23 protein-coding genes are annotated in these 21,474 nt (G+C 34.7%); 8 read left to right on the top strand and 15 right to left on the bottom strand.

Annotation, left to right across the window (positions count from 1 at the left end; genetic code table 11):
- Positions 1 to 117: 117 nt before the first annotated feature.
- On the top strand, positions 118 to 300 hold the full coding sequence (locus ACP5SL_RS02935; RefSeq protein WP_148683665.1) for a ribbon-helix-helix domain-containing protein: 183 nt from the start codon (positions 118 to 120) through the stop codon (positions 298 to 300).
- The gene (locus ACP5SL_RS02930) at positions 285 to 563 is read left to right on the top strand and encodes a PolB1-binding protein PBP2 family protein (protein ID WP_014558110.1); all 279 of its coding nucleotides are present in this window, start codon (positions 285 to 287) and stop codon (positions 561 to 563) included. The genes ACP5SL_RS02935 and ACP5SL_RS02930 overlap by 16 nt, the downstream gene beginning before the upstream one ends.
- A 2-nt stretch (positions 564 to 565) precedes the next feature.
- On the opposite strand, the gene ACP5SL_RS02925 is transcribed toward ACP5SL_RS02930, so the two are convergent.
- From ACP5SL_RS02925 to ACP5SL_RS02900, 6 genes are all read right to left on the bottom strand, one after another.
- Entirely contained in the window at positions 566 to 1,930 is a 1,365-nt protein-coding gene (locus ACP5SL_RS02925) for a glycerate kinase type-2 family protein (RefSeq protein WP_193803873.1), read from the bottom strand.
- Between the two features lie 44 nt (positions 1,931 to 1,974).
- On the bottom strand, positions 1,975 to 2,640 hold the full coding sequence (locus tag ACP5SL_RS02920) for a hypothetical protein (protein ID WP_428228164.1): 666 nt from the start codon (positions 2,638 to 2,640) through the stop codon (positions 1,975 to 1,977).
- 19 nt (positions 2,641 to 2,659) lie between these two features.
- Entirely contained in the window at positions 2,660 to 3,115 is a 456-nt protein-coding gene (locus tag ACP5SL_RS02915) for a universal stress protein (protein ID WP_014558113.1), read from the bottom strand.
- A 278-nt stretch (positions 3,116 to 3,393) separates the two neighbouring features.
- Entirely contained in the window at positions 3,394 to 4,089 is a 696-nt protein-coding gene (pyrH, locus tag ACP5SL_RS02910; RefSeq protein WP_014558114.1) for a UMP kinase, read from the bottom strand.
- A gap of 48 nt (positions 4,090 to 4,137) precedes the next feature.
- Positions 4,138 to 4,311, bottom strand: a complete 174-nt coding sequence (locus ACP5SL_RS02905) for a hypothetical protein (protein ID WP_158308319.1) — start codon at positions 4,309 to 4,311, stop codon at positions 4,138 to 4,140.
- A gap of 50 nt (positions 4,312 to 4,361) precedes the next feature.
- Positions 4,362 to 4,856 carry an HIT family protein gene (locus ACP5SL_RS02900; RefSeq protein ID WP_193803866.1) on the bottom strand — a complete coding sequence of 165 codons (495 nt, stop codon included), beginning with the start codon at positions 4,854 to 4,856 and terminating at the stop codon, positions 4,362 to 4,364.
- A 120-nt stretch (positions 4,857 to 4,976) separates the two neighbouring features.
- Here ACP5SL_RS02900 and ACP5SL_RS02895 point away from each other — a divergent pair, with 120 nt between their 5' ends.
- Together ACP5SL_RS02895 and ACP5SL_RS02890 are read left to right on the top strand one after the other, a co-directional pair.
- A complete protein-coding gene (locus ACP5SL_RS02895; RefSeq protein ID WP_158308320.1) occupies positions 4,977 to 6,581 on the top strand; it encodes a dihydropteroate synthase-like protein in 1,605 nt (534 codons plus the stop codon).
- Positions 6,574 to 7,731: an iron-containing alcohol dehydrogenase gene (locus ACP5SL_RS02890; RefSeq protein WP_014558118.1), complete on the top strand. Its 1,158-nt coding sequence runs from the start codon at positions 6,574 to 6,576 to the stop codon at positions 7,729 to 7,731. Before ACP5SL_RS02895 ends, ACP5SL_RS02890 begins: the two co-directional genes overlap by 8 nt.
- A 79-nt stretch (positions 7,732 to 7,810) precedes the next feature.
- Here ACP5SL_RS02890 and ACP5SL_RS02885 read toward each other — a convergent pair whose 3' ends face one another.
- Entirely contained in the window at positions 7,811 to 8,818 is a 1,008-nt protein-coding gene (locus ACP5SL_RS02885; RefSeq protein WP_193803864.1) for a DHH family phosphoesterase, read from the bottom strand.
- A gap of 279 nt (positions 8,819 to 9,097) precedes the next feature.
- Here ACP5SL_RS02885 and ACP5SL_RS02880 point away from each other — a divergent pair, with 279 nt between their 5' ends.
- Together ACP5SL_RS02880 and ileS are read left to right on the top strand one after the other, a co-directional pair.
- A complete protein-coding gene (locus ACP5SL_RS02880; protein ID WP_428228163.1) occupies positions 9,098 to 9,928 on the top strand; it encodes an inositol monophosphatase family protein in 831 nt (276 codons plus the stop codon).
- 15 nt (positions 9,929 to 9,943) lie between these two features.
- A complete protein-coding gene (ileS, locus tag ACP5SL_RS02875) occupies positions 9,944 to 12,904 on the top strand; it encodes an isoleucine--tRNA ligase (RefSeq protein WP_014558121.1) in 2,961 nt (986 codons plus the stop codon).
- On the opposite strand, the gene ACP5SL_RS02870 is transcribed toward ileS, so the two are convergent.
- A complete protein-coding gene (locus ACP5SL_RS02870) occupies positions 12,891 to 13,703 on the bottom strand; it encodes a carbon-nitrogen hydrolase family protein (RefSeq protein WP_014558122.1) in 813 nt (270 codons plus the stop codon). The genes ileS and ACP5SL_RS02870 overlap by 14 nt on opposite strands.
- Before the next feature lie 93 nt (positions 13,704 to 13,796).
- Here ACP5SL_RS02870 and ACP5SL_RS02865 point away from each other — a divergent pair, with 93 nt between their 5' ends.
- Positions 13,797 to 14,402, top strand: coding sequence for a hypothetical protein (locus ACP5SL_RS02865; protein ID WP_428228162.1), 606 nt, complete (start codon positions 13,797 to 13,799; stop codon positions 14,400 to 14,402).
- 111 nt (positions 14,403 to 14,513) lie between these two features.
- Positions 14,514 to 14,801, top strand: a complete 288-nt coding sequence (locus tag ACP5SL_RS02860; protein WP_014558124.1) for a 30S ribosomal protein S26e — start codon at positions 14,514 to 14,516, stop codon at positions 14,799 to 14,801.
- A 35-nt stretch (positions 14,802 to 14,836) separates the two neighbouring features.
- Here the strand turns inward: ACP5SL_RS02860 and ACP5SL_RS02855 are convergent, their stop codons facing one another.
- The 7 genes from ACP5SL_RS02855 to ACP5SL_RS02825 all read right to left on the bottom strand — a co-directional run.
- Positions 14,837 to 15,679, bottom strand: a complete 843-nt coding sequence (locus ACP5SL_RS02855) for a TIM barrel protein (RefSeq protein ID WP_193803860.1) — start codon at positions 15,677 to 15,679, stop codon at positions 14,837 to 14,839.
- 47 nt (positions 15,680 to 15,726) lie between these two features.
- Entirely contained in the window at positions 15,727 to 16,512 is a 786-nt protein-coding gene (locus tag ACP5SL_RS02850; RefSeq protein WP_014558126.1) for a ribonuclease Z, read from the bottom strand.
- A complete protein-coding gene (locus ACP5SL_RS02845; RefSeq protein WP_014558127.1) occupies positions 16,505 to 17,515 on the bottom strand; it encodes a TRM11 family SAM-dependent methyltransferase in 1,011 nt (336 codons plus the stop codon). Before ACP5SL_RS02845 ends, ACP5SL_RS02850 begins: the two co-directional genes overlap by 8 nt.
- Positions 17,516 to 17,521: 6 nt before the next feature.
- Positions 17,522 to 18,400, bottom strand: a complete 879-nt coding sequence (gene prs, locus ACP5SL_RS02840; RefSeq protein WP_014558128.1) for a ribose-phosphate diphosphokinase — start codon at positions 18,398 to 18,400, stop codon at positions 17,522 to 17,524.
- 26 nt (positions 18,401 to 18,426) lie between these two features.
- Positions 18,427 to 20,457, bottom strand: a complete 2,031-nt coding sequence (locus tag ACP5SL_RS02835; RefSeq protein ID WP_428228161.1) for a DNA topoisomerase I — start codon at positions 20,455 to 20,457, stop codon at positions 18,427 to 18,429.
- 48 nt (positions 20,458 to 20,505) lie between these two features.
- Complete coding sequence (locus ACP5SL_RS02830; protein WP_272985387.1) at positions 20,506 to 20,802, bottom strand: DNA-directed RNA polymerase subunit K; 297 nt, start codon at positions 20,800 to 20,802, stop codon at positions 20,506 to 20,508.
- Between the two features lie 90 nt (positions 20,803 to 20,892).
- A partial coding sequence (locus ACP5SL_RS02825; RefSeq protein WP_428228160.1) for a TCP-1/cpn60 chaperonin family protein occupies positions 20,893 to 21,474 on the bottom strand: 582 nt, incomplete at its 5' end.

The raw sequence follows: 21,474 nt of genomic DNA, 5'->3' as shown, positions 1-21,474 counted from the left end.
TTAATACAGACCTAATTGCACTTCTAAAATGTTGAGAGAAAGATTATATCATAGGGAACGGTCAGTTTAAAAACCTAAGCATTTTTAATTCTTATATTGGAAAAGAAGTGATTTTTAATGCCAAAAAATAAATTTGTGCTGGTAACATGTAAGATTCCGCCAGAAATGGCAAGTGCAATAGATAGACTGGTAGAAGATAAGATCTTTCAAAGCAGAAGCGAAGCGATAAGATATGCCATTGGATCTCTTATCTCGACACATTTTAACAAAAAAGGGAAGGAAAGTTGGATAGAGGAATAAGACTTTCTTTATCAGTATTTAAAAAATTATACCCAGGACTAAGCGAAGAAGAGTACAGAGTCATGGATTATTTTTTGACAAACTTATCTGTAGGGGAAATCTTGGCTGTTAGAGAGCTAGAAAGAGTTTATGGGATAAAAAATCCGGAAAGCGTTATAGAAATATTGATAAGTAAGGGATTGCTAGAAAGAGGCACTGGGTGTTACAATCTTAGTAAAACTGTAAGAGAGAAGTTAAGATCGTATAAGAAACAGCTCATATAAGATCAATCGATTAAAATACAAATGAGATTGTTCAGATTTGAGCCAGTTGGACCTGTATAGATTGTGTACCCAAGCGAGTCAAGTAATTCATAAGAATTGTTATTTCTCAATTCATCAAAAGCTTTTAAGCCATATTTTTTGAATATTTTTCTCCATGTGTTGCAATCTGCAAATGCACCTGCTGATGTAGTACTACCATCCATGCCGTCCGTGTCTATAGCAAAAATACTTATTCCATCAATTCCTGCTATTTCCCTCGAAAAGTAAGCTACAAGTTCCATAGCCCTACCTCCCTTCCCACTACCTTTTACTTTGACATTTGTCTCACCGGCTAATATCAGTGCTGTAGGAAGAGCAAAGGAAGTATTTCCCTTCTTCGTATCAATTGCAATTGATGAGAGAGCCTTAGCTACCTCTCCACTTTCTCCCTGAAGTATTGATGTGAGCACATAAGAATTGTATCCTATTTTTGAAACATAACTTGAAACCTCTTTTGCTAGATCTGAGGGTGCGGCGATTAAAAAGTTGTGCGCTCTTTCAAAAACTTTATCTAAAGGTTTTGGAGTTTCCTCAATTTCTCCTCTTAAACCTTTTTCTATCACTTCTAAAACGCTTTTTGGTATTTTGTCGAGAATTTCATATTGCTCAAGAATTCTATAGGCATCGCTATAAGTACTTGTGTCTGGAGCTGTTGGACCGCTGGCAATTACATCAATATAGTTGCCAGGGACATCACTTGCAATTAAGGAGACAACCTCAGCAGGATAGGCTTTTTTAGCAAGTTTTCCTCCTTTGATTTGAGAAATATGCTTTCTTACGGCATTTATTTCGTGAATTGTTGCGCCACTTCTTATTAAAAGCGAAAAAGCCTTTTCAGCATCTTCCAAAGTTATAGGATCTATAGGAAGTTCCACCATAGCTGAACCACCTCCTGAGATTAGAAAAAGCATCAAATCATCTTCGCTAGCATTTGAAATTAAATTGAGAATACTCTTTGCTGCTTCTATACTTCCACTATCGGGAACCGGATGATTCGCCTCTATTACCTTTATATTTTGAGGAAATTCAGAGATCTTTTCGGCAAACTTAAGCTTTACAACTATTCCATCTATAATTCTACTACCTAGAAGGTTTAAAGCAAACTCAGCCATCTTTTGAGAAGCTTTTCCAAAGCTTATAAGATGAACTCTTTTGTTTTTTATGGTTATTTTATATTCTTTATTCTCCTTTTCGTTCTTTATAATGAGACATTCCCCCTCAAGCCTAACTCTTTTCTTCATGTAATATTGAATATCTGCAAGCCTAACGCTTTCTTTTAATATCGTTTCTAGCTTTTCGGGCATTTTTTTCCCAGTTTTTATTACCATTTTTTAAATCACACTCGAGACACAACTAGTTTTGCTAGAAATTTTTAAAGTGATCGAATAAGATTAAATCTAATGATATCATTATCTATTACATATTCAATATTTATACTTCTAGGTTCAAAAAATCTCATTTTTATTAGTTTAATATATCTTCTGTACGTTTTTTCGTCAAAATATGCTTTAAATAAAATATCGCCGTCATAAAGCATGTATGAGTTTCTGTTTCCTATAACATTCTCATCAATGAAGAAAGTTATAGTTAAATTTTTATTGGGATTTTGTTTTGCTTTTTTTACGGACTGAACAAGCCTAAAAAGCATTTTTTCATCGTTTTCGCTCAAATAGGGAATGTAGTAATATATGTGGTCAGCACTCCTGAAATTAAGCTCTAGAGACTTTATCATTTCTTCTATTGAAGTATAGTACCTATAGTGAATATTCGTTAGGCTTAAAAATTCTCTGAGTTTAGAAATCAATGGGGTAGGATATGAGGAAACAGAAATTAAATTCTCTACATCTTCACCATAACTTCCGACAAAAATCTCTTTGTTAGCTTCTAAGTTAGCTCTTAAGTATATGTTATAGAGAAAGAGAACATCAGGAGACACAAACGGATTTATCATATAAATTATAAATGCTACCGGCGGATAAATCATACCGCTCTCTCTTAATACTGGTATCTCCGGATAATTTGGTATATTTTTAAACAATTTGCAAAACCCATTGTACTTAATCAGTTGGTTCTATATATGGGGTTATGAGTACATCTATGTCTTTGCTTAAGTTTACTATAGATTGACTTACGCTACCCAGTAATACTTTTTCTAATAAACCCTTTTTGCTTTTTCTTCCAACAACAATTAAATCTGCCTTTATATCTGTTGCGGTTTTCATTATTTCATTTGCAGGTACTCCATACTTTACCATGTAGTTCACGTTTTTTATTTTATAATTTGCAGCAATCTTTTTAGCTTTTTCAATAATCATATTTGCAGCTTCTTTTTGTTTGCTGATTTCAACATCAGGTATTGGCTCTCCATAATAGACATCTAAAGGCTCAATTACCAAAACTACGTTAAGTTCTGAGCCAAATCTTTCCCCTAACTCGCAAGCCTTCTGAAGAGCTAATCTTGATGAAGCGCTACCATCGAAACCTATTACTATTTTCTCGTAAATATTTTTCACCCCTAGTACTAAAATGTATTATTAATATTTTATATATAAAGCTATTTTCATATGTTTTAAATTTTTATTAATAGCTCATAGCTTTGGCCCTTCATCATCATGTTTCAGATTTAAGAAAAAATCATCGCTGATTGTCTATTGACTTTTAATATTATTTAATTTTTATAACCAGAAGTCTCTATTATTTAAAGTTTAAGTATATTATTACAACATGAAAGTTTTACTAATATAAAAAGAGTTAATTTTGCACGAAAAAGCTTTTTGTAGCTTAGAAAAGATCAGAAATCACTTGGCAGTATGACACTTCCTACTTCCTCTGTAAATGCTTTTTTAATATTCTCCGGATCTTTTCCACTGATTACTTTAACGATTAATTTGCTTCTCTCAATAATAGATAAGCTTAAAGGATCAAAGAGTTCGTATTTTCCTGCCTCACTGCTGTGTTGTTTTAGCAGTTCTCTAAGTTGCAAAGTTGTTATTTTCTTTATAAGCTTTGCATCTTTATTTAAAAGAGGATCCTTATCATATATTCCATCAACTTTTGTTACATTGATTATATTTTTTGCACCAATGACTTCAGCTAATATTGCGGAAACAGCATTTGTAGATTGACCTGGTTGCAGACCACCCATTACTATGATTCTCTCAAGAGGGTCATCCTTTACTTTTAAAATATCATTTATACTTTCTAGAGGATATGGAACTGCATAACTGCCTAGCGATAGTATAAGAAGATATGCGTTAAGCCTAGTTACTTCTATCCCTATAAGATCAAGAACTGATTCGTTTCCGCCTAATTTTCTTGCTGCATTAATGTAATCTCTTGCAGTATTGCCTCCACCAACAACTACTGCTGGCCTATAGCCGCTTTCCCATAATTCTATTAATACATTTGAAAAATTTCTTATGGCATCAGGTTTGTCAGGCTGAATGAAACTGCCACTAATTTTAATAACTATAGGGGTTCTACTCATTCTAGAATTACCTCGGAATACATCATTTCAAGTTTGAGGATTATTCATTTAAGTTGCAACTTTAGATAGTATATCCTTAGCCTTACTTTTTGCTTCTTCTTCCGTATCTGCTGCAACATTCAAATATATTTTTGTTTTCATGTCCCTAAAAACATACCTTTTAATTCCATTTATAACATAAGTATTTATAAGTTCTAGTCTATCTTCAACTTTAGAGCTCATAATTAACGCCTTCATCATTTTTCAGAGATCGAGGACAAAATCATCGCTAATTATTTTATTTTCTGAAAAGCTTCTTTAATCTTTGCATATGCCTCAGTTAGGTTCTCTGATATAACTCTAGTTTCTCCGATAACCGGCATAAAGTTTGTATCGCCTATCCACCTAGGAACTATGTGAACATGTATGTGGTCTTCAATCCCCGCGCCAGCTGCTCTGCCGATGTTCATACCTATATTGAACCCGTCGGGTCTGTACAGTTCAGTTAATACTTTTACGCTTCTAACGATCAACGTTGACAATTCAAGTAACTCTTCATTATCAAGATTCTCTATACGAGAGACATGTTTATAGGGCACTACCATTAAATGCCCCGAGTTATAGGGATATTTGTTCATTATAACAAACGTTTTATTTCCTCTGAAAACTACTAAGTTTTTATTATCATCTTTTTCAGCAATAGCTTTACAGAAAATACAGCTTCCCTTTTCTTCCTTAGAAATTTCTTTAATATAAACGGAGCGCCATGGAGCCCATAGAATTTTCATTTTTCTCATCTCAGTGTAATTGATATTTTAACCAAATCACTATCTTATTATTTTAAATTCAAAAGGAAGATTAAATATTAAATGTTAAAAAGCCAAAATTCACTGAAGAAGGAACGAAAGATGAAAATCGGCATAATTACTGGTAAAAGAGCATATGATCTGGTGAAGCAAAAGATAGATAATAGCTTTTTTGGGGAATCAATTACAATAAAAATCTTTAAGTTAGAAATAGAAGTTGCTGCAATGTTAACAACGTCTATAATTTTAGAAATGCTCAAGAAAGATGAAGTTTTGGTTAATGAATTAAGAGAAATGGATGTAATTCTAATACCAGGCACAGTGAGTGGTAGCACAGAAGAAATAAGCATTTTAATTGGAAAACCCGTTTACAAGGCATCTAGGGATCTCTCTTTATTGAAAGAACTAATAAATTTTGTATCATCAGGAAAAAAGCTCTCTTCGACGATCTCTGCAGATGAGATTTTGAACTTAGATAGATTAAAAAGATTTGAAGAAACTTTAGAAGAGATATACAAGAACAAATATCCCGTAGCCTTTGAAATAAAAAACATAAAGATACCTGTTAGAGGACCGCCTATATTTATCGCTTCTGAAACACCTACAGGAGTTTCACCACAGGACGTAGGAGAATATGTGAGATATCTAGAAGATAGCGGCGCAGATATCATAAATGTTGCAATTCCTATTGGAGAAAGCTTTGAGGATAGTATAAAAAGAATAAAAAATGTTGCAGAATCAATAAGGAAAAGCGTTTTGGGAATAGATACCATAAATACAAAGCTTATGCTCGAGGCATATGATTATGGTGCGGAAGTTTATTTTTCGCTGGACAGTAAAAATATCGAAGAACTAAAGAGGATTAAAGAAAAGTCATTTGTAGTAATTCCAAGCGAAAAGACTTTGGATATGGGCAGAGAAAATATTGTTTTAGAGTTAGAAAATACAATTAAAAAAGCAGAAGAACTAGGGTTCAGAAAACTAATTGTTGATCCTATAATAAAGCCGCCATGTACAGGTTTTGTCGATTCTCTTATTTTATTACATGATGTCTCTGAAAGAGTGAAAAATTATCCATTTATGCTTAGTTTTTCAAATGTTATTGAACTAATGGATGCAGACTCGGTAGGTATAAACGCTATTCTATCTACCATTGCGGCGGAGATGGGAGCTTCTCTAATTCTTGTATCTGAGGAATCATGGAAGGCTAGAGGATCAACGCTCGAAGCAAGGATTTCTTCTCTTATGTCTTCTTATGCCTTTAAGAATAAAACCCCTCCAATTAATATCGGAACCGATCTGTTGCTATTCAAGTCTAAAAAGAAGCCTGTCAGTATGAAGCCTCCAGAAGAATTCAAGAAAATTGTAACTGTTGAGAATCAGGGAGAACCGATTATGGATAAAGGTATCTATGTTTTGATTTTCGTTGACCATGAAAAAAGGCTTATATATCTCTGTGTTCACGGAGAAGAAAAATTATGTTATGCTTCAGATAATGGAAAGGATCTTTACAAGAAGTTGACCAGATCTGGCGTAAAATTCTCGAACGAGCATGCGTCTTACATTGGATATGAGCTTGCAAAGGCAGAATTCTCGCTCAAGCTAGGTAAACAATATGAGCAAGACTTTAGCTCTTTCGTAGAACCGAAAGAAAAATATTTTGATATCTTAAAATACTATAAAAATCTGGTGAGAGATATTGAGTAGCACAAAGGATTTCTCTTTAAGCTTTAGAGAAACTACCCTTTATTTTGGCATAAATTCTACAGAAAGGATATCTAGATCGATAAAGGGCTTTAGAAGGGCGCTCATAGTTACTGGAAAGACATCCGCTAAAAAGAGCGGCGCTTTAGATGATATTTTGAAAATACTTAATGAAAACGATATTGAATACACAATTTATGACTCTGTAACATCTAATCCTACGGTAGACAAGATAGAGGAAATTACAGAAAAAGGCAAAATCTTTGATACCGATTTGATTATAGCTATTGGAGGAGGAAGCGTAATAGATAGTGCTAAATTTGCTAGTGTAATACTTTCTATAGGTGGGAATCCAGTAGATTACATTAAAAGGAAGATAAAACCGGTCTCTCATACTTTTCTCGTTGCAATCAACCTCACACATGGAACAGGAACAGAAGTTGATAGATACGCAGTTGCAACTATAAGTGAAACCAAGGAGAAATTAGGCTCGTCTATAGCATATCCAAATATTTCTGTTGACAATCCGAGATATATGGTTTCTTTGTCTCCACAACAAACGCTTTTCACCAGCATTGATGCATTTTATCATGCTCTTGAATCAAGTATAGTTGAATCATCAAACCCATATGTTCAAGATCTTTCAGAAAAATCTGCTTACTACATAAAAACGTATATTCAAGTTGCAATGAAGAATCCTTCGGATATTGAGGCGAGATATTGGCTACTATACGCAAGCATGTTAGCCGGAATTTCAATTGACTTGGCAGGTACAAGCATAATTCATGGAATGGAGCATGGATTAAGTGGGGTAAATCCAAGCCTTGAACATGGAGCAGGTCTAGCTATTATAGGTCCCTTGTTTCTACCATTGTTGTACAAGGCGTTTCCAGAAAACTCCTGGAAAGTTATGAAAGTCTTAGATCCATCCCTTAGGCCAACTCCTGAAGATGCAGAAAAAGCCGGAAAGATTCTGGACGAATTTCAAAAGAGTATCGGTTTTAATTATGCTCTTAAGGATTACGGCTTCGATAAAGAATGGCTAAAAGACGCTGTAGAGGCTGGATGGAGAATTTTTGAGCCTAGAATTCCAAAGGATAAGTTTATTTTAACAAAAGAGCAGGTTTATAATATGTTGCTTTCTAGATTATAAGGGTTTTTATTTCTCAATTTTTATGTTTCCGAATCAGCAAGAAACATTAAACAGACAGGATCGGAAGCTAATATGTTTCTCATGTTGGAGCGATATCCGTTTCGCTTATACAATAATTTACTTTTTTCATTACCTTTTTCTTAATCAAATAATCGAAAAGAGGTTTTAAGATAATTTTTAAAGGAAAATAGTAGAATGGAAGCTTTATTTCAGCTCCGCTAGCTAATTTATGCCCTCCACCTCCAATACATCTAGCTATGCTGCTGACATCAACCTGCTTAGATCTAAAAGACAAAACTCCGCTCTCTCTGTATATTACTACTATATCTGCTCCAGTTTTGGATAGCAGATAGTGACCAAGTAGACTAGCATTTGGAGGTCCTGGCTTTTTATATAAGTATGCTACATTAATCCTTTTACACTGTTCAGTAAAAACTTCCTTTAATGCTTTGTTATAGCCTTCAAGCTCTAAGTTTATGTACTTTTCCACAATATCATCAAAAGAGTCCGACCAATACCTTCCATTGCTAAACTCCTCGATTAAAAATCTTTTCCATTTGTTGCTTCCAACATCAATATCCCCGCTACCTAATATCCTATATAGAAAAGGAGAGAACCATTCTTCCCACTTCCATAAGTCTGCAGAACATACCGAGTCAACGAAAAACCTAGTGTTATCGTCTTCAGGGCTTAGACCTCCAAAAGCATGTCTTGAAACCACGCCTGCAGCACAGGTATCCTCCTCGACAAATAGCTTCACTCCTATGCTATTAATTGCATCTTTGAATTCTTTTGGCCATATATGATGATCATACCATTCTACGGTAAATCTTTTAGTTAATTCGCTAAGAATGCTTAATACTTTTTCGAAATTGCTCCTGTTTACTCCGATATCCATAATAGCTATAATGCTACCGCTTTTATATGGCGAAATAGTCGAGGAGAGAGCCTTATCTAAATTGGTTGGTTCTACAAAATTAACAGAATAGTTTATATTGCTCAGCTTTTCTTTAGCAATTTTTATGTATATAGAGGCAGAAGCTATTCCGTCTAAATCTCCATGTGTATATAGTTGTAACTCGCTCAATTTAGATTACCTTTTGAACTATTCTAATGTGGAAACCTTAGATTTATCATTAGAATGATTTTTAAAGATTTCGTTTGAATTTCTAAAATTTCCTGGTTATATGATTTATTCTATAGCGAATATAATATTGATAAAAGAGCTTTTAGCAATATAACTTTTTGAAAAAGAATTAGAATTTCCTTTTTAAATGATAAGAAAAATATTTATTTTCATAAAACTCAAATATTTTTCAACATCTAACTTAAATGGAAAAAGCCTCTATTTTGTAAAAATTTGGAGGTGTCGAACTTCGATTTAAATTACGAAGAATTGATGAACATAAGCAGAAAGATCGCAGAAGAAGCTTCCAAAGAACTTGCTAAAATTTCACAGGATGAAAGATCTTTTGAACATTTATACAAAGGAAAAGAAACAATAAAGGCAGACAAGTTATCAGAAGATTTAATAATCGAAATGCTTAAAAACGAAGGAATCAGGGGAACAATAGTTACTGAAGAATCTGAAGTTATAAAAGAAGGCAATGAAAATATAATTGCGATAATAGACCCTTTAGACGGTTCAAAGAACTACGCCAGAGGAATTAAGTGGTGTTCTGTTAGTATAGCTTTCGCAGAACAAAGAGGAAATGGTATTAATGATATTGTCGCGGGAACAGTAAAGCCGGTATTCTTTAATGAGTCATTTAGTTTTTATAAAAGAGGGGGAGTTTTTGTCAATAACGAAAAATATTACATAAAAAAGCAGCCAGGCATTGATAAAGAAAAATACTATGCTGTATATTTTGACAACGATAATGCTATCGAGACGGTAAAAAACATACGGGAAAAGCTTATTAATAGGGGATATATAGCGACATTTAGAAGCCTTGGAAGCGCTGCACTTGAACTTGCACTCGTTTCTATAGGAAAAATTGACGGTTTTATAGATGCAAGGTCAAAATTGAGAATTGTAGATGCTGCGGCAGGAATTGGTATGATAATAGAAAATGGTGGAGTAGTAAGAGGATTAGATGGTGAAGATTTTTTAGACATTGATCTTAAAACGATGTATAGATTTAAAAGTTTGATAGCCTTAAGTTCAATAGAAGAAGCAAGGACTGTTTTTGGATGAGATGAGGGGAGGATATTGAGCTGGAATCTAATTTCAAATTATGATCCGCTTAAAATAGAAGAAATTGTGATAAGATACTGGACTGAGAATGGAATAAGGAAAAAGGTGCTAAAAGAAGTTTGGGATTCTAGAGAAGGATCCGAAATTTTCTCATTTTTAGAAGGTCCTCCAACGACAAATGGATATATGCATGCAGGACATGCGAGAGGGAGAATATACAAAGATGTGATGATTAGATACCATATGATAAAGGGCTTTAGAGTTTGGGCTCAAGGGGGATGGGACACTCAAGGTTTGCCAGTTGAGTTAGAAGTAGAGAAGAAGTTTAAGGTTAAAAGCAAAAAGGAGATAGAAGAGAAGATAGGTGTCGAAAAGTTTATTGAAGAATGCAAGAAAAGCGTTGATCATTATATATCAGAATGGATATCTGATAATGAAAGGCTTGCGGTATGGCTTGATTATGAAGATGCTTACCAAACAAGGAATCCTAAATATTTAGAGACCGTATGGTCTTTCGTTAAAAATGCATATGAAGAAGGTCTTCTGTACAAATCCTACAGCGTCGTGCCGCGATGTCCGAGGTGTGGAACAGCTCTTAGCAATCATGAATTAAGCTTGGGAAGCGAAATAGTAAAAGATCCGAGTTTGTACTTTAAGGTAAAGAGCCTGGATGGAGATTTTTACTTTGCTGTTTGGACAACTACGCCGTGGACTATAATCGCGAATAGAGCTTTAGCCGTTAATCCTCAATCAGATTATGTCCTAGTAGAAATAAAAGGAGAAAAACTCCTTATAGCCGAGCCATTACTCAACTCCTTGCTGTCCAAGTTGCAAGTAAAGGATGCAAAAATAACTGCCAAATATAAAGGAAGTGAGCTAGTTGGAAAAAGATATGTTCATCCGCTTTCAGAAGAAGTTCCAAAGAACTCTAATTGTAGCCCACCAGAATGCACTGTTGTGAGTGCAGATTATGTGACAATGACTGAAGGTACAGGTATAGTTCACACAGCACCTGCCCATGGTCCTGAAGATTTTGAGACTGCGAAAAAATATGGATTAGAAGTATGGACTCCATTAAAAGATAATGGGTATTTTGGAGAAGATGCAGGGATATTTTCAGGTATGTGGTTCAAAGATGCAAGCAAAGCTGTTGTTGAAGCTCTTAAGGAAAAAGGTCTAGTTTTGCATTATGAAGAAATAGAACACGAATATCCTCATTGCTGGAGGTGCGGTACGCCTCTAATATACTATCCGACTAGTCAGTGGTTTATTAAAACTACTGCTATTGTCAATAGGATGAGGGAGTATCTCAAAAATGTTAAGTTCAGGCCTTCTTGGGGATATAATAGAATGGATGCTTGGGTGGAGGCAAGTAGAGACTGGTGCATTTCAAGGGAAAGATATTGGGGAACTCCTCTGCCAATATGGATATGTCCGAAGTGTGGGCATATAGAAGTTTTTGGGAGCATAGAAGAGCTTAGTAAAGCTGCAGGAGTGGATGTAAAGGATCCGCATAAGCCATATATAGATCAGTTGCATATAAAATGTCCAAAATGTGGCGAAGAAATGAAAAGAGAGCCATTTGTTATGGATGTCTGGGCAGATAGCGGTGTTGCCCATACAGCTGCATTAAAGCAGTTAAATAAACAACATCTTCATAAGTATATATTCCCATATTCATTTGCTTTGGAACCTCCTGAACAGGTGAGAGGTTGGTTCTATACGCTTTTAATAACCAGTACTGTTCTGAACGATTCATCGCCATTTAAAATGCTCGGTATGCATGGGTTAATACTAGATGCTGAAGGGCAAAAGATGAGCAAAAGCAAAGGGAATGTCGTGTTCGCTAGGGAGGCTTTAAAAAAGCACGGGGCAGATCAGCTTAGGCTTTTCATGTGCTATAGGAACTCACCTTGGCAGGATATTAGATATGTCGATAAGGAGATTTCAGAAATAGGAAGTAAACTCAGAGTATTCTATAACGTTGTTAAATTTTTCATATCATATGCAGAGTTAGACAAATGGAATGCGTCTGCTATTGAAGAAGATATGAAGAATATAACAAATGTTGACAAATGGATACTGACAAAGGAAGAAAGCGTAATGAAAAGCGTGTATGAAAGCATAGAGAACTTCGATTTGCATAGCGCTTCTAAAGCATTGTTTGATTTCTTGGTTGAAGACGTAAGCAGGAGATATATAGTTGCAGTAAGGCCGAGAGTTTGGACCGAAGAAAATACTAAGGATAAAAGAGCAGCATACGCGACAATATTCACTTTGCTAAAGCACTCAATACCGCTTATAGGCATTTTTACTCCATTCATTGCTGAATACATATATCAAACAGTGTGGCGCAAGGTTGGGATCGAACCCAAGGAATCTGTTATGCTTGAAGTCGCAAAGCCATTGCCCAAAGATTATTTAGATAATACCGCATTTGAGAATGTAGAGGAAGCAATGAAGGTTATAGATACTATTGTGAGTTATAGAGGAGAAAGAGGCATAAAGAGAAGGATGCCCTTAAAAAAGATCGTAATTCTCTGGTCGAATGAAATTAAAGAAAAAGAAGAATACATATCACTAATTTCTACAATGGCGAATATTACAAGCGTTGAATTTGTAGCCAGACCGCCAGAAAAATTTGTAAAAGAGCTTCAAGCAATTGGAGGAAAGTCTAAGATTTACATTATTGAAGAAATTGATAAAGAAACCTATGAGCTCGGTCTTGCAAAAGAGGTCATTAGAAGGATACAGATAATGAGGAAGGAAAACAACTTGGAGTATAGCGATAAGGTTAATGTGAAGTATTATACAGATTCTGAAGAGCTGGAAAGTGCGATTATAAAACATATCGACTACATTAAGAACGAAACTCGTGCGGTGGAGATAAGTAAAGAAAGCATAAGTGAAGGAAAAAGATTTGAAATAGAAGAGTATGTTATAGTGCTAAAAATTGAGAAGATCAATAGCCAATAAAAGAATCGAGCCTTTTATATACTTCCCAAAGTGCTGATTTTTTCACATCTTCAAGATAAACCCATCGTTTTCTTTGGTTTTCTAAAACGTTCTTATCTAGTGTTACTCTGACAATCTCCTCAGAAGCTCCTGATTTGAGTATAATCCTTCCTCCCGGATCAACAACTATACTCCCTCCAAGTACTTTCCTTCCATCAGGATAGCTTGTTCCAGTTAATATTACTGAAGCCCAATACACTGTGTTTTCAGAAGCTCTTGTAACAGAAATGCTTTCCCAAAGTTGAACCCTATTTTCAGGAATGCTGGAAGGATTAAGAATAAGTTCGGCACCTCTTATAGCCAATAGCCTTGATAGCTCAGGATACATAGCATCAACGCAAATTATAACTCCGATTTTAGTAAATCCTAAATCTTCAACCTTGAGAAATGATCCCGGCGATATTTCATTTCTTTCCTTCATTGGATAACTCGGAAATATCTTTTCAGAAATTGCTTTAGATTCTCCCTTTGGTGAAATGATATAACTCTTGCTTAATGCCTTTCCATTTTCTCTAACATAAAACGCTCCTGGTACCATCCAAACTCCAAGTTCATTGGATAAAATTTCAAGTTGCGTTAGAAATGATTTAAGTGTGCTATATTCTAAAATTTCTTTTGTCAGCCATACTTCCGGGAGGACAATTATTGAGTTTTTTTCTATTTTTATGGCCCTAAGATTTTTTATTAGACGCATTAAATTCTTTTCTAAATCATCTTCCCTTTTATGCTGTACAACAATTAATTCAAACTCACTATTCATTCTTTGCACCAAACTTCTAAACTAAATATTTATTTTAACTAGTATAAATAAAAATTACTTAGTTCAACTTTTGTGCTTAAGTGTGAATTTAGTATGGGTTTGTTAAAGTCAATTGAAAAAACCAAAAAAATGCTTAGAATGATGGAGAATGTTGATGTTAAGAGCATAGCAAGAAGGCTTTTTGTGATGAATAGCTTTGATGGTCTTCTAACTTCAATAGGCGTTATAATTGGGACACATATAAGTGGAAGCAAGGATCCGATTGTTTATATATGGGCAATTGTTGGAGGGATAATAACAGTTGGCATATTTAGTAATTTTATCGGTGTATATATGACAGAGAGAGCTGAGAGAATAAATGAGGTAAAAGAAATAGAAAAGCATCTCCTCACTGAACTAAAAAACACATACTACGAAGTATTCATTAAATTGGTACCAATATATATAGCAACATGGAGTATGATGGGGGCTCTTTTCTCTCTTATTTCGATACTACCTCTAATTCTAAGTCTAAAAGGAGTAATTTTATTAGATCACTCTTTAATATCTTCAGTAGTTATGTCGAATATTCAGATTGCATTCATAGGAGCTTATTTAGGGAAGATCAGCAAAGAAAGCGTGATAAAAGAAGCTGCAAGATTTTCTTTAATCGGTCTAAGTGCTACTGCCTTTCTTTACATTGTTTCTTATGTTTTTTGAACGATAAAGTTAAAATCTCTAAAAACTTATAAAAATACATCTGTACATCGCACATAATGCATATTTATGTTAAGTATTAAAGATTAAATGAAATTTGTGTGGGGAAAATAGATGCCTAAAAAAAGAGAAAGCAGAGGTAGACATAAAGGAGGAAAAGGGTACGTAGAAAGAATACAATGTGATAATTGTGGTAGATTAATACCTGAGGATAAAGCTATATGTGTTGAGAGATACTATAGTCCTATAGAACCACAACTTGCTAAAGAACTTGAAAAGAAGGGCGCAATCATAACAAGGTATCCTGTAAAGAAGTGCTACTGTGTTTCTTGTGCTATACATCTTGGTATAGTGAAGGTCAGGGCTGAGGAAGAAAGAAAGGCAAAACAAAATGTTCTTTAGAGTGGGTACTCTTTTTTAATAACTTATCTTAAAATTCATTCTTTACAAATATTTTTCATTTTGATAGCATCCCTTTCTAATATAGGGCTTTCACTTATGATTACAGCTTCTATACCGGTTTCTTTGTAAGCTTCACAGACAATTCCAAATTCCGGACCGAATTCATTTTCATCAAGCGTATGATGTTCTTTTTCTCCTCCACTGTTATACTCAATTTTAGAAAAGTGCGTGTGGAGGGGATGAACACTTTCATTTCCAAGCTCTTTTTCAATAGTATCAATTATTTTTACAACTTCATCTTTACTCTTTATAGACATTCCTAAGCTTCTAGCATACAAATGTGCCCAATCAACCACCGGACGGCATTTTTCCACATTTCTGCAGATTTCTATGGTATCATCTATAGAACCTACCTGTTTCTTTTTTCCAGTCGTTTCCGGTCCTAGCCATGCATATTTCCATCCTTTGCTATTAGCTTCCTCCCTCACATCCTTCAGTGCTTCAATTACTAATTCTACAGCCTTCTTTACGCCCCAGTCAAGATAGTATCCAGGATGAAACACAACTACATAGCTTTTCATCCATTCACTAGCCCTTATAGCATCAAGTAACCTTTCCTTGCTTTTTTCAATAGTATCTTTCTGTTGTGCAGAAAGATTTATGTAATAGGGTGCATGCATGCTGAGAAGCACATCATTCTCTTCCGCTATTTTTCCAAACTCTTTAGCCTTAGATTCGCTGATATTAACCCCTCGTACTGCTTCATACTCCATAGCATCAAGTCCAATCTTCTTTAGAAATACTGGGGCTTCTAACAGATCTCCCTTTAAATCTATAGGCTTTCCAGCAGGTCCAAACCTAAATCTTCGGTTACCCAATTTTCGACACCAAATAAATTATCAACTTTCAAATATTTTAATGCTATTCAAATGTAGAATTTCATTCCGTCTTCGGCTAGAAAGGTATTTTTAAAAATTTTTAAAGCATTATCTAGGATCATCTCGCTTTTATCGTTATATCTATTGCTTATATGGAAAAGAATTAAAGATTTTACACCAGCCATTTTAGCAACCTTAGCTGCAATAGAGCTTGTTGAGTGTCCAAAAGCAATTGCTTTTTCAACCATAGAGGAATCAAATGTTGAATCATGAATAAGCACATCTGCGCCCTTAATTTTCTCAATAAGCTCTTCACATGGAGCGGTGTCTCCTGTATATGCTAAAGAGAATCTTTCCTTTTTTTCTTTGCCAGTACCGAAAGCTTTTATTATATACCCAAAAGATTCAATATTAGTATGACAAGTCTTAAATGGATAAACAGAGATGTACTGTTCAAGCGAAATTTCTCCTTCCGGCTTAATTATTTCTATAGGGAATTCAAGCTGATATGAAGTTATTTGAGAAGCAGCATTTAGTATTTTTTCTATACCTTCAGGAGAGATAATACTTAGCTTTCTTTCCCTCCCTTCCATACTCATAGTCTGGATAATCCCCGGCAAGCCAAATATATGATCGCCGTGCAGGTGAGAAATTAAAATGTGATCTATCCTGTTTACTCCTATTCCGTTTTTTATTAATGATCTTTGGGATCCTTCTCCAATATCAAGCAAAATATATTTTCCTCTATACTGAAGCAAAATGCTCGGTAAACCCCTTTTCTTACTCGGTGTTCCAGCTGCTGTTCCGAGAAAAAGAATCCAAGCTTCACTCAACTTTCTGCATCACCATAATAATTCTCGTTAATCTATTATGAACATACATAGGGCATCTACTCTTTATTTTTAAGCCTTCAGGTATTATCAGTTTTTCAGCTATGTTTCTATCTAGAGAAAAAACAATTTTTCCTCCAAAATCCAATATGTTCGCTAACTCTTTAAGAGAATCTTGTGATAAGTTTGTACTGTCCGAAAAAAGAGATTTAACGGATCTTCCATATGGAGGATCTGTTGCAACAAAGCCAATGCTTCTCTCTCTTATTGGAAGATGCCTTGCATCAGCTCTAATTATTTCAAATTCGTTAACTTTCGAAAGCGTTTTTAAATTTCTTTTAGCTCCATAGCACATATCCTTTCTGATATCGCTACAGATAGAAATAAACTCCCAATCGTTTAATGCAGATAAAGGTAGGCTACCAGTCCCACAAAAAGGATCGTAAAAGACTCTTCCCTCTTTGCTTATAGAAAGATTGACTAAAAGTCTAGCGAACCAAAAATTGAGAGCCCCAGGCTTATAAAAAGGCAAGTTATGAGGATTTTGAGAAATTATATCCCCCTTTCCTCTATCCGATAGAAGCTCACCAATTATTAAAACTCCGTCAGCTGCTATCACTCTTACGGTTTTTTTATCTTCTTTTCTGCTTTCTATGCAGTTCTTTTTAATAAACGAAAGGGCAATTGATACTAAAGCATTTCCATCTAAACTCTTCAAAAACCCCTGTATTCTATGAGGTTTTATGTAGATTTTCCCGTTGGGGCAATACTTGAAAAATAAGGGTTCTCCTTTTGAGGGAATAATTCCTATAACTCTCCCAACTTCTTTGATAGTAGAAGACCTGACTTGAATGTTTATGGCATCGGTCTCATCTTCTACCTCAAAGATTGTTGTATTTGTCAGCTCTAATACAATATTTCCTTCATAAAATTCTAAAAGAGAAATAAATTCAGATCTACTAAGGCAGGGGTATTTTCCGCTTAATAAAGCATAAAACAGGGGCAAAACACTTCACTGTTTTAGTATTTCAGCTAATTCAGGAATTACATCGTAATATATTACGCCACTTTTCGGTGGAAGTGTATTGGCTGAAAGTACAGAATAAACATTTGCTTCTTTCAATTTGTTAATTGCATCACCCGCTAGTAATGCGTGAGAAACAGCTACAAAAACTTTCTTTGCTCCAAGCGAGTAAATTTTTTTAGCAGCTTCAGCTACAGTACCTCCAGTACTTATAATATCATCGACAATTACAACATCTCTATCTTTTAAATTAACTTCATGGAAGCTTATCTCAATTTTTCCTGTGTACACATCTCTTTTCTTTTCCATGTAGTCAAAGTCAGTCGAAAGTTCGTTAGCTAACCTTCTAGCCCTTTCAAGCGCACCTATATCTGGTGATATCACAAATGGATGTTTTGCCATATTCCTTATCATGTTTGCCATAGATTTGAAAGGTATAATATTATATGAAGTCCCATTAAAATATGAAAGCGTGTTCGGCTTGTGTATATCTATAGTGTATATTGAGCTCATTCCCATTTGCGACAAAATTTGTAACAACGCTTTAATGCTTATAGGTTCTCCATTTAAGAATATTTTATCCTGTCTCGAATACGCAACATATGGTATATATCCATTAATCTCTTTTATATCCAATTCTCTAAGCGCTTCAAGGATAAGAATAAGCTCCCAAATCGAATCATTCTGGGGAGGTGACAGAGAATGTGCAAGAATAACTTTTTTCCCACTAACTTCTTCTGGTACTCTTATATATGTTTCTCCGTCAGGAAACACTTTATGGAAAACTTTCAATGACTTTATATTTAATGATTTGGATAAGTTGTCGCAGAACCAATCCGACTTAGTTCCACACAATATGATATCCATAATTTTCACCAAATGATCATAAAAGTTTATATTAATATAATGGTTTTATTTTTTATTGCGCTTGCAACTTCTCTTACAGCTTGACCAAGGCTCTTGTTTTTTTCTATCTTAGAAATGCTAGTTTCTTTATCTTCACCTGTTTTCTTCATCCATTCTTCCAACCCTTCTGAAAGCTTTTTTAAGGCACTATAATGAATTATACATAACCCATTTACTTCTCCTGGCAATTCGCACAGAATGCATCTTTTATCTTTTGGAGTATTCGAGTAAAGCATTAGCTCTTTACCGATCTTCTCATTTTGAGCCTTCATTTGAGATATTATTTTACTCATTACTTCTCTCGCTTCTTTTACTACATCGCTTCTGCTTTTTTTATTTTCCCTTATTTCCTGCAATCTTACTTCAAAGCTTCTCGTAAGTGAAACATCTGTAAGTTCTGACACGTATTTTTTAAGAGCCAGGGAAACCGCAATTCCTAATTTTGTCGGTATAATACCTTTTGAAGTCGACTTCAAATATCCTCTTTTGAATAAAGTTTCTATAATTTGTGCTCTAGTCGCCTCAGTACCAATATTTTGCGATTCCATCCACTTAAGCAAAGAAGTTTTAGTATGAAGTTTGGGTTTAGAAGGATAATAAGAAGCAATTTTTATACTTTCAATACTAACAATATCGTTTAATTTTAGGGATGGAATCGCTTTTTCTATAGTGTAGAACTTGTATGCTTTGAGCCATCCTTTAGATTCGATAATAGTTCCATTGGTTTCAAAGACATCTCTTTCTCCAACATTAATTTTAACCTTTCTTTTTATTAATACTAAATCATCCATGAAAGTAGAAATATATCTTCTAACTATAAGGTCATAAAGCTTTAATTTATCACCTTTTAAGTCCTTAGGTATCTTTCCTGTGGGATATATGGCTGGATGCGCTGGGTCTTCCTTTCTTCCTTGTCGAGGTATGTATGAAGGATTCCTTTTTTTCACTTCTTCTATCTGTTTTTCATATTCTTTAAGCACAGAAAGATTTTCTAGAATATTTTTATGCGGTATGGATGGAGGCAACTTTTGACTGTTAGTTCTTGGATAGCTAATTAATACATCTAAGTATAGGTCTTCAGCGATTTTTTGCGTGTAACTTGGAGAGAAACCATATATCCTAGAAGCTTCATATTGTAAATCGCTTAAATTAAAAGGAGGCGGAGGAGGAATCCTTTCTTTTTCTTCTTTAATATCGGATACATTTCCTCTCTTAACATTTAATGCTCTCTTTTTTGCTTCTTCAGCATCTTTTTTATATTCAAATGGAGAACTTATATGTGAACTGCTGAATTTGTAACTATCTTTAGAGAAAACAGCAGTCAATTGAAACTTTGGCGGAGAGAAAAAACTTCTCTCCTCAATATATCTGTCAAAAACTTCAATAAGAGCTGGACTTTGAACCCTTCCAGAACTAAGGACAATATTCTTTCCGCTGGCTTGTTTGTATATATGCATTAACGCTCTGCTCGTATTAATTCCCCATATCCAGTCCAATTCATGTCTGCATATTCCTGCTTCTATCATGTCGTAATCAAACGGTCCAATTTTTTTAAAAGAATTAAGCAATTCTTCTTTCGTCAAAGTTGAAAACTTCATTCTTTTCCCTTTTGTTTCGTTGCCTAGCAATTTTATTATCATGTATCCTATAACTGATCCTTCTATATCATAATCACATGCATTAACATATTCGCTTGCTCTTTTTGAAAGCTTGGAGAGCAGATAATAATATTTTTTCAAATGAAAGGCGCCTTTTTCTACCAACCATCTAGGAACCCATTCGTAGTCAAAAACAGGGTAGTCTTTGCTATTAGTAGAAAGAGTAAAAAGATGCCCAGCAGTACTGGCGATAACAGTGGTCTTTTCATTATTGTTTATTACATAATAAGTTATGTTATTATCTTTACAGGATATGGGCTTATAGCTAAGTGCCTCAGCTATAGCTTTTGCAGCTTTAGGTTTTTCCGATATTATTAACGTATAATTCCCTTTTTCAATAACCTCTTTACAAAGGCTCAACTTAGGTTTACCTTAATAAATTTAACATTTAAAACAATGTTAAAGTTTTCATTGCTTTATAAGATAGTATTCTTTTTTCTCTTCTTCTATTAGCCACTTTACCGGTATAAGTTGCTTAACCTCTCCTCTAAGCCATCTAACAACGGTTAATGGAAGAACCCCCATTTCTAGTTCTTTTTCAGCTATAATAATTGGATCTTTTGGTAAATTAGAAACATCAATAAAAGGGGGGGCGCCCATTGAAAGTTGAAGAGCTCTAGCTCCAATTATCCTAGCTCTTTCAAACCTCGTCAGTTTTTTAGGAGGGATTATCTCTTCTGGTGATTTAGGCAGTGATATAGACATAAGTATTGACCTCAAAAACTCTACTTGATAACATAAATTTATAAGAAAAAACTAGTTAAATGAGGATTTTAAAACTTTTTTATTAAAAAATTAGAACTCAGGCATTCCTGCTCCTTGAGGCATTCTTCCTCCTTCAGAACCTTCGCCTTTCTCCTCTTTCTTCTTTGGAGCCTGTGCAGCAATAAGGTCATCGATTTTTAGTATAGTGATTGTTGCTTCAGATGCACTCTTAACTGCCTGCTTCTTAACAATTATAGGTTCTATAATATTTTCTTCAAAAGTGTTCTCGATGATTTTTTCAGTCAGCGCATTAACTCCTGCAAATATTTTGTTTTCTGTGTGAAGCTGCCTTAGCTTCATTAAGGCTTCAAGCGCATCAATACCACTAGTCTCAGCTAGGATCATGGGGACTGTTTCCATAGCATCGGCAAAGGCTTCAATTGCTAGCTGCTTCTTTCCTCCTACCGTTGTCGCAAACTTCCTTAGTTGTAATGCTAGCTCGATCTCAGGAGCTCCTCCTCCGCCAACAATTTTTGGATCCTTCATAACGTTTCTTAAAACATGCAACGCATCATTGATGCTTCTTTCAGCTTCATCAAGAATTATATCATTGGCTCCTCTTAATAATATAGTTACACTTTTCGCGTTTTTCACTCCTTCTATGAACAGCAT

The sequence above is a fragment of the Fervidicoccus sp. genome (genome assembly GCF_049967375.1).
GTDB lineage: Archaea > Thermoproteota > Thermoprotei_A > Sulfolobales > Fervidicoccaceae > Fervidicoccus > Fervidicoccus fontis.
Note: the sequence above shows the minus strand (reverse complement) of the source record. Positions and strands in the feature narration are given on the sequence as shown.

What these genes read in the sequence shown, in the direction of transcription:
- ACP5SL_RS02905 (WP_158308319.1), bottom strand. Translation starts at nt 4,311, where the DNA reads ATGAGCTCTAAAGTTGAAGATAGACTAGAACTTATAAATACTTATGTT.
- ACP5SL_RS02870 (WP_014558122.1), bottom strand. Translation starts at nt 13,703, where the DNA reads ATGAATAGTGAGTTTGAATTAATTGTTGTACAGCATAAAAGGGAAGAT.
- ACP5SL_RS02900 (WP_193803866.1), bottom strand. Translation starts at nt 4,856, where the DNA reads ATGAAAATTCTATGGGCTCCATGGCGCTCCGTTTATATTAAAGAAATT.
- pyrH (WP_014558114.1), bottom strand. Translation starts at nt 4,089, where the DNA reads ATGAGTAGAACCCCTATAGTTATTAAAATTAGTGGCAGTTTCATTCAG.
- ACP5SL_RS02925 (WP_193803873.1), bottom strand. Translation starts at nt 1,930, where the DNA reads ATGGTAATAAAAACTGGGAAAAAAATGCCCGAAAAGCTAGAAACGATA.
- ACP5SL_RS02830 (WP_272985387.1), bottom strand. Translation starts at nt 20,802, where the DNA reads ATGTCTATATCACTGCCTAAATCACCAGAAGAGATAATCCCTCCTAAA.
- ACP5SL_RS02865 (WP_428228162.1), top strand. Translation starts at nt 13,797, where the DNA reads ATGGGTTTGTTAAAGTCAATTGAAAAAACCAAAAAAATGCTTAGAATG.
- ACP5SL_RS02860 (WP_014558124.1), top strand. Translation starts at nt 14,514, where the DNA reads ATGCCTAAAAAAAGAGAAAGCAGAGGTAGACATAAAGGAGGAAAAGGG.
- ACP5SL_RS02895 (WP_158308320.1), top strand. Translation starts at nt 4,977, where the DNA reads ATGAAAATCGGCATAATTACTGGTAAAAGAGCATATGATCTGGTGAAG.
- ACP5SL_RS02935 (WP_148683665.1), top strand. Translation starts at nt 118, where the DNA reads ATGCCAAAAAATAAATTTGTGCTGGTAACATGTAAGATTCCGCCAGAA.
- prs (WP_014558128.1), bottom strand. Translation starts at nt 18,400, where the DNA reads ATGGATATCATATTGTGTGGAACTAAGTCGGATTGGTTCTGCGACAAC.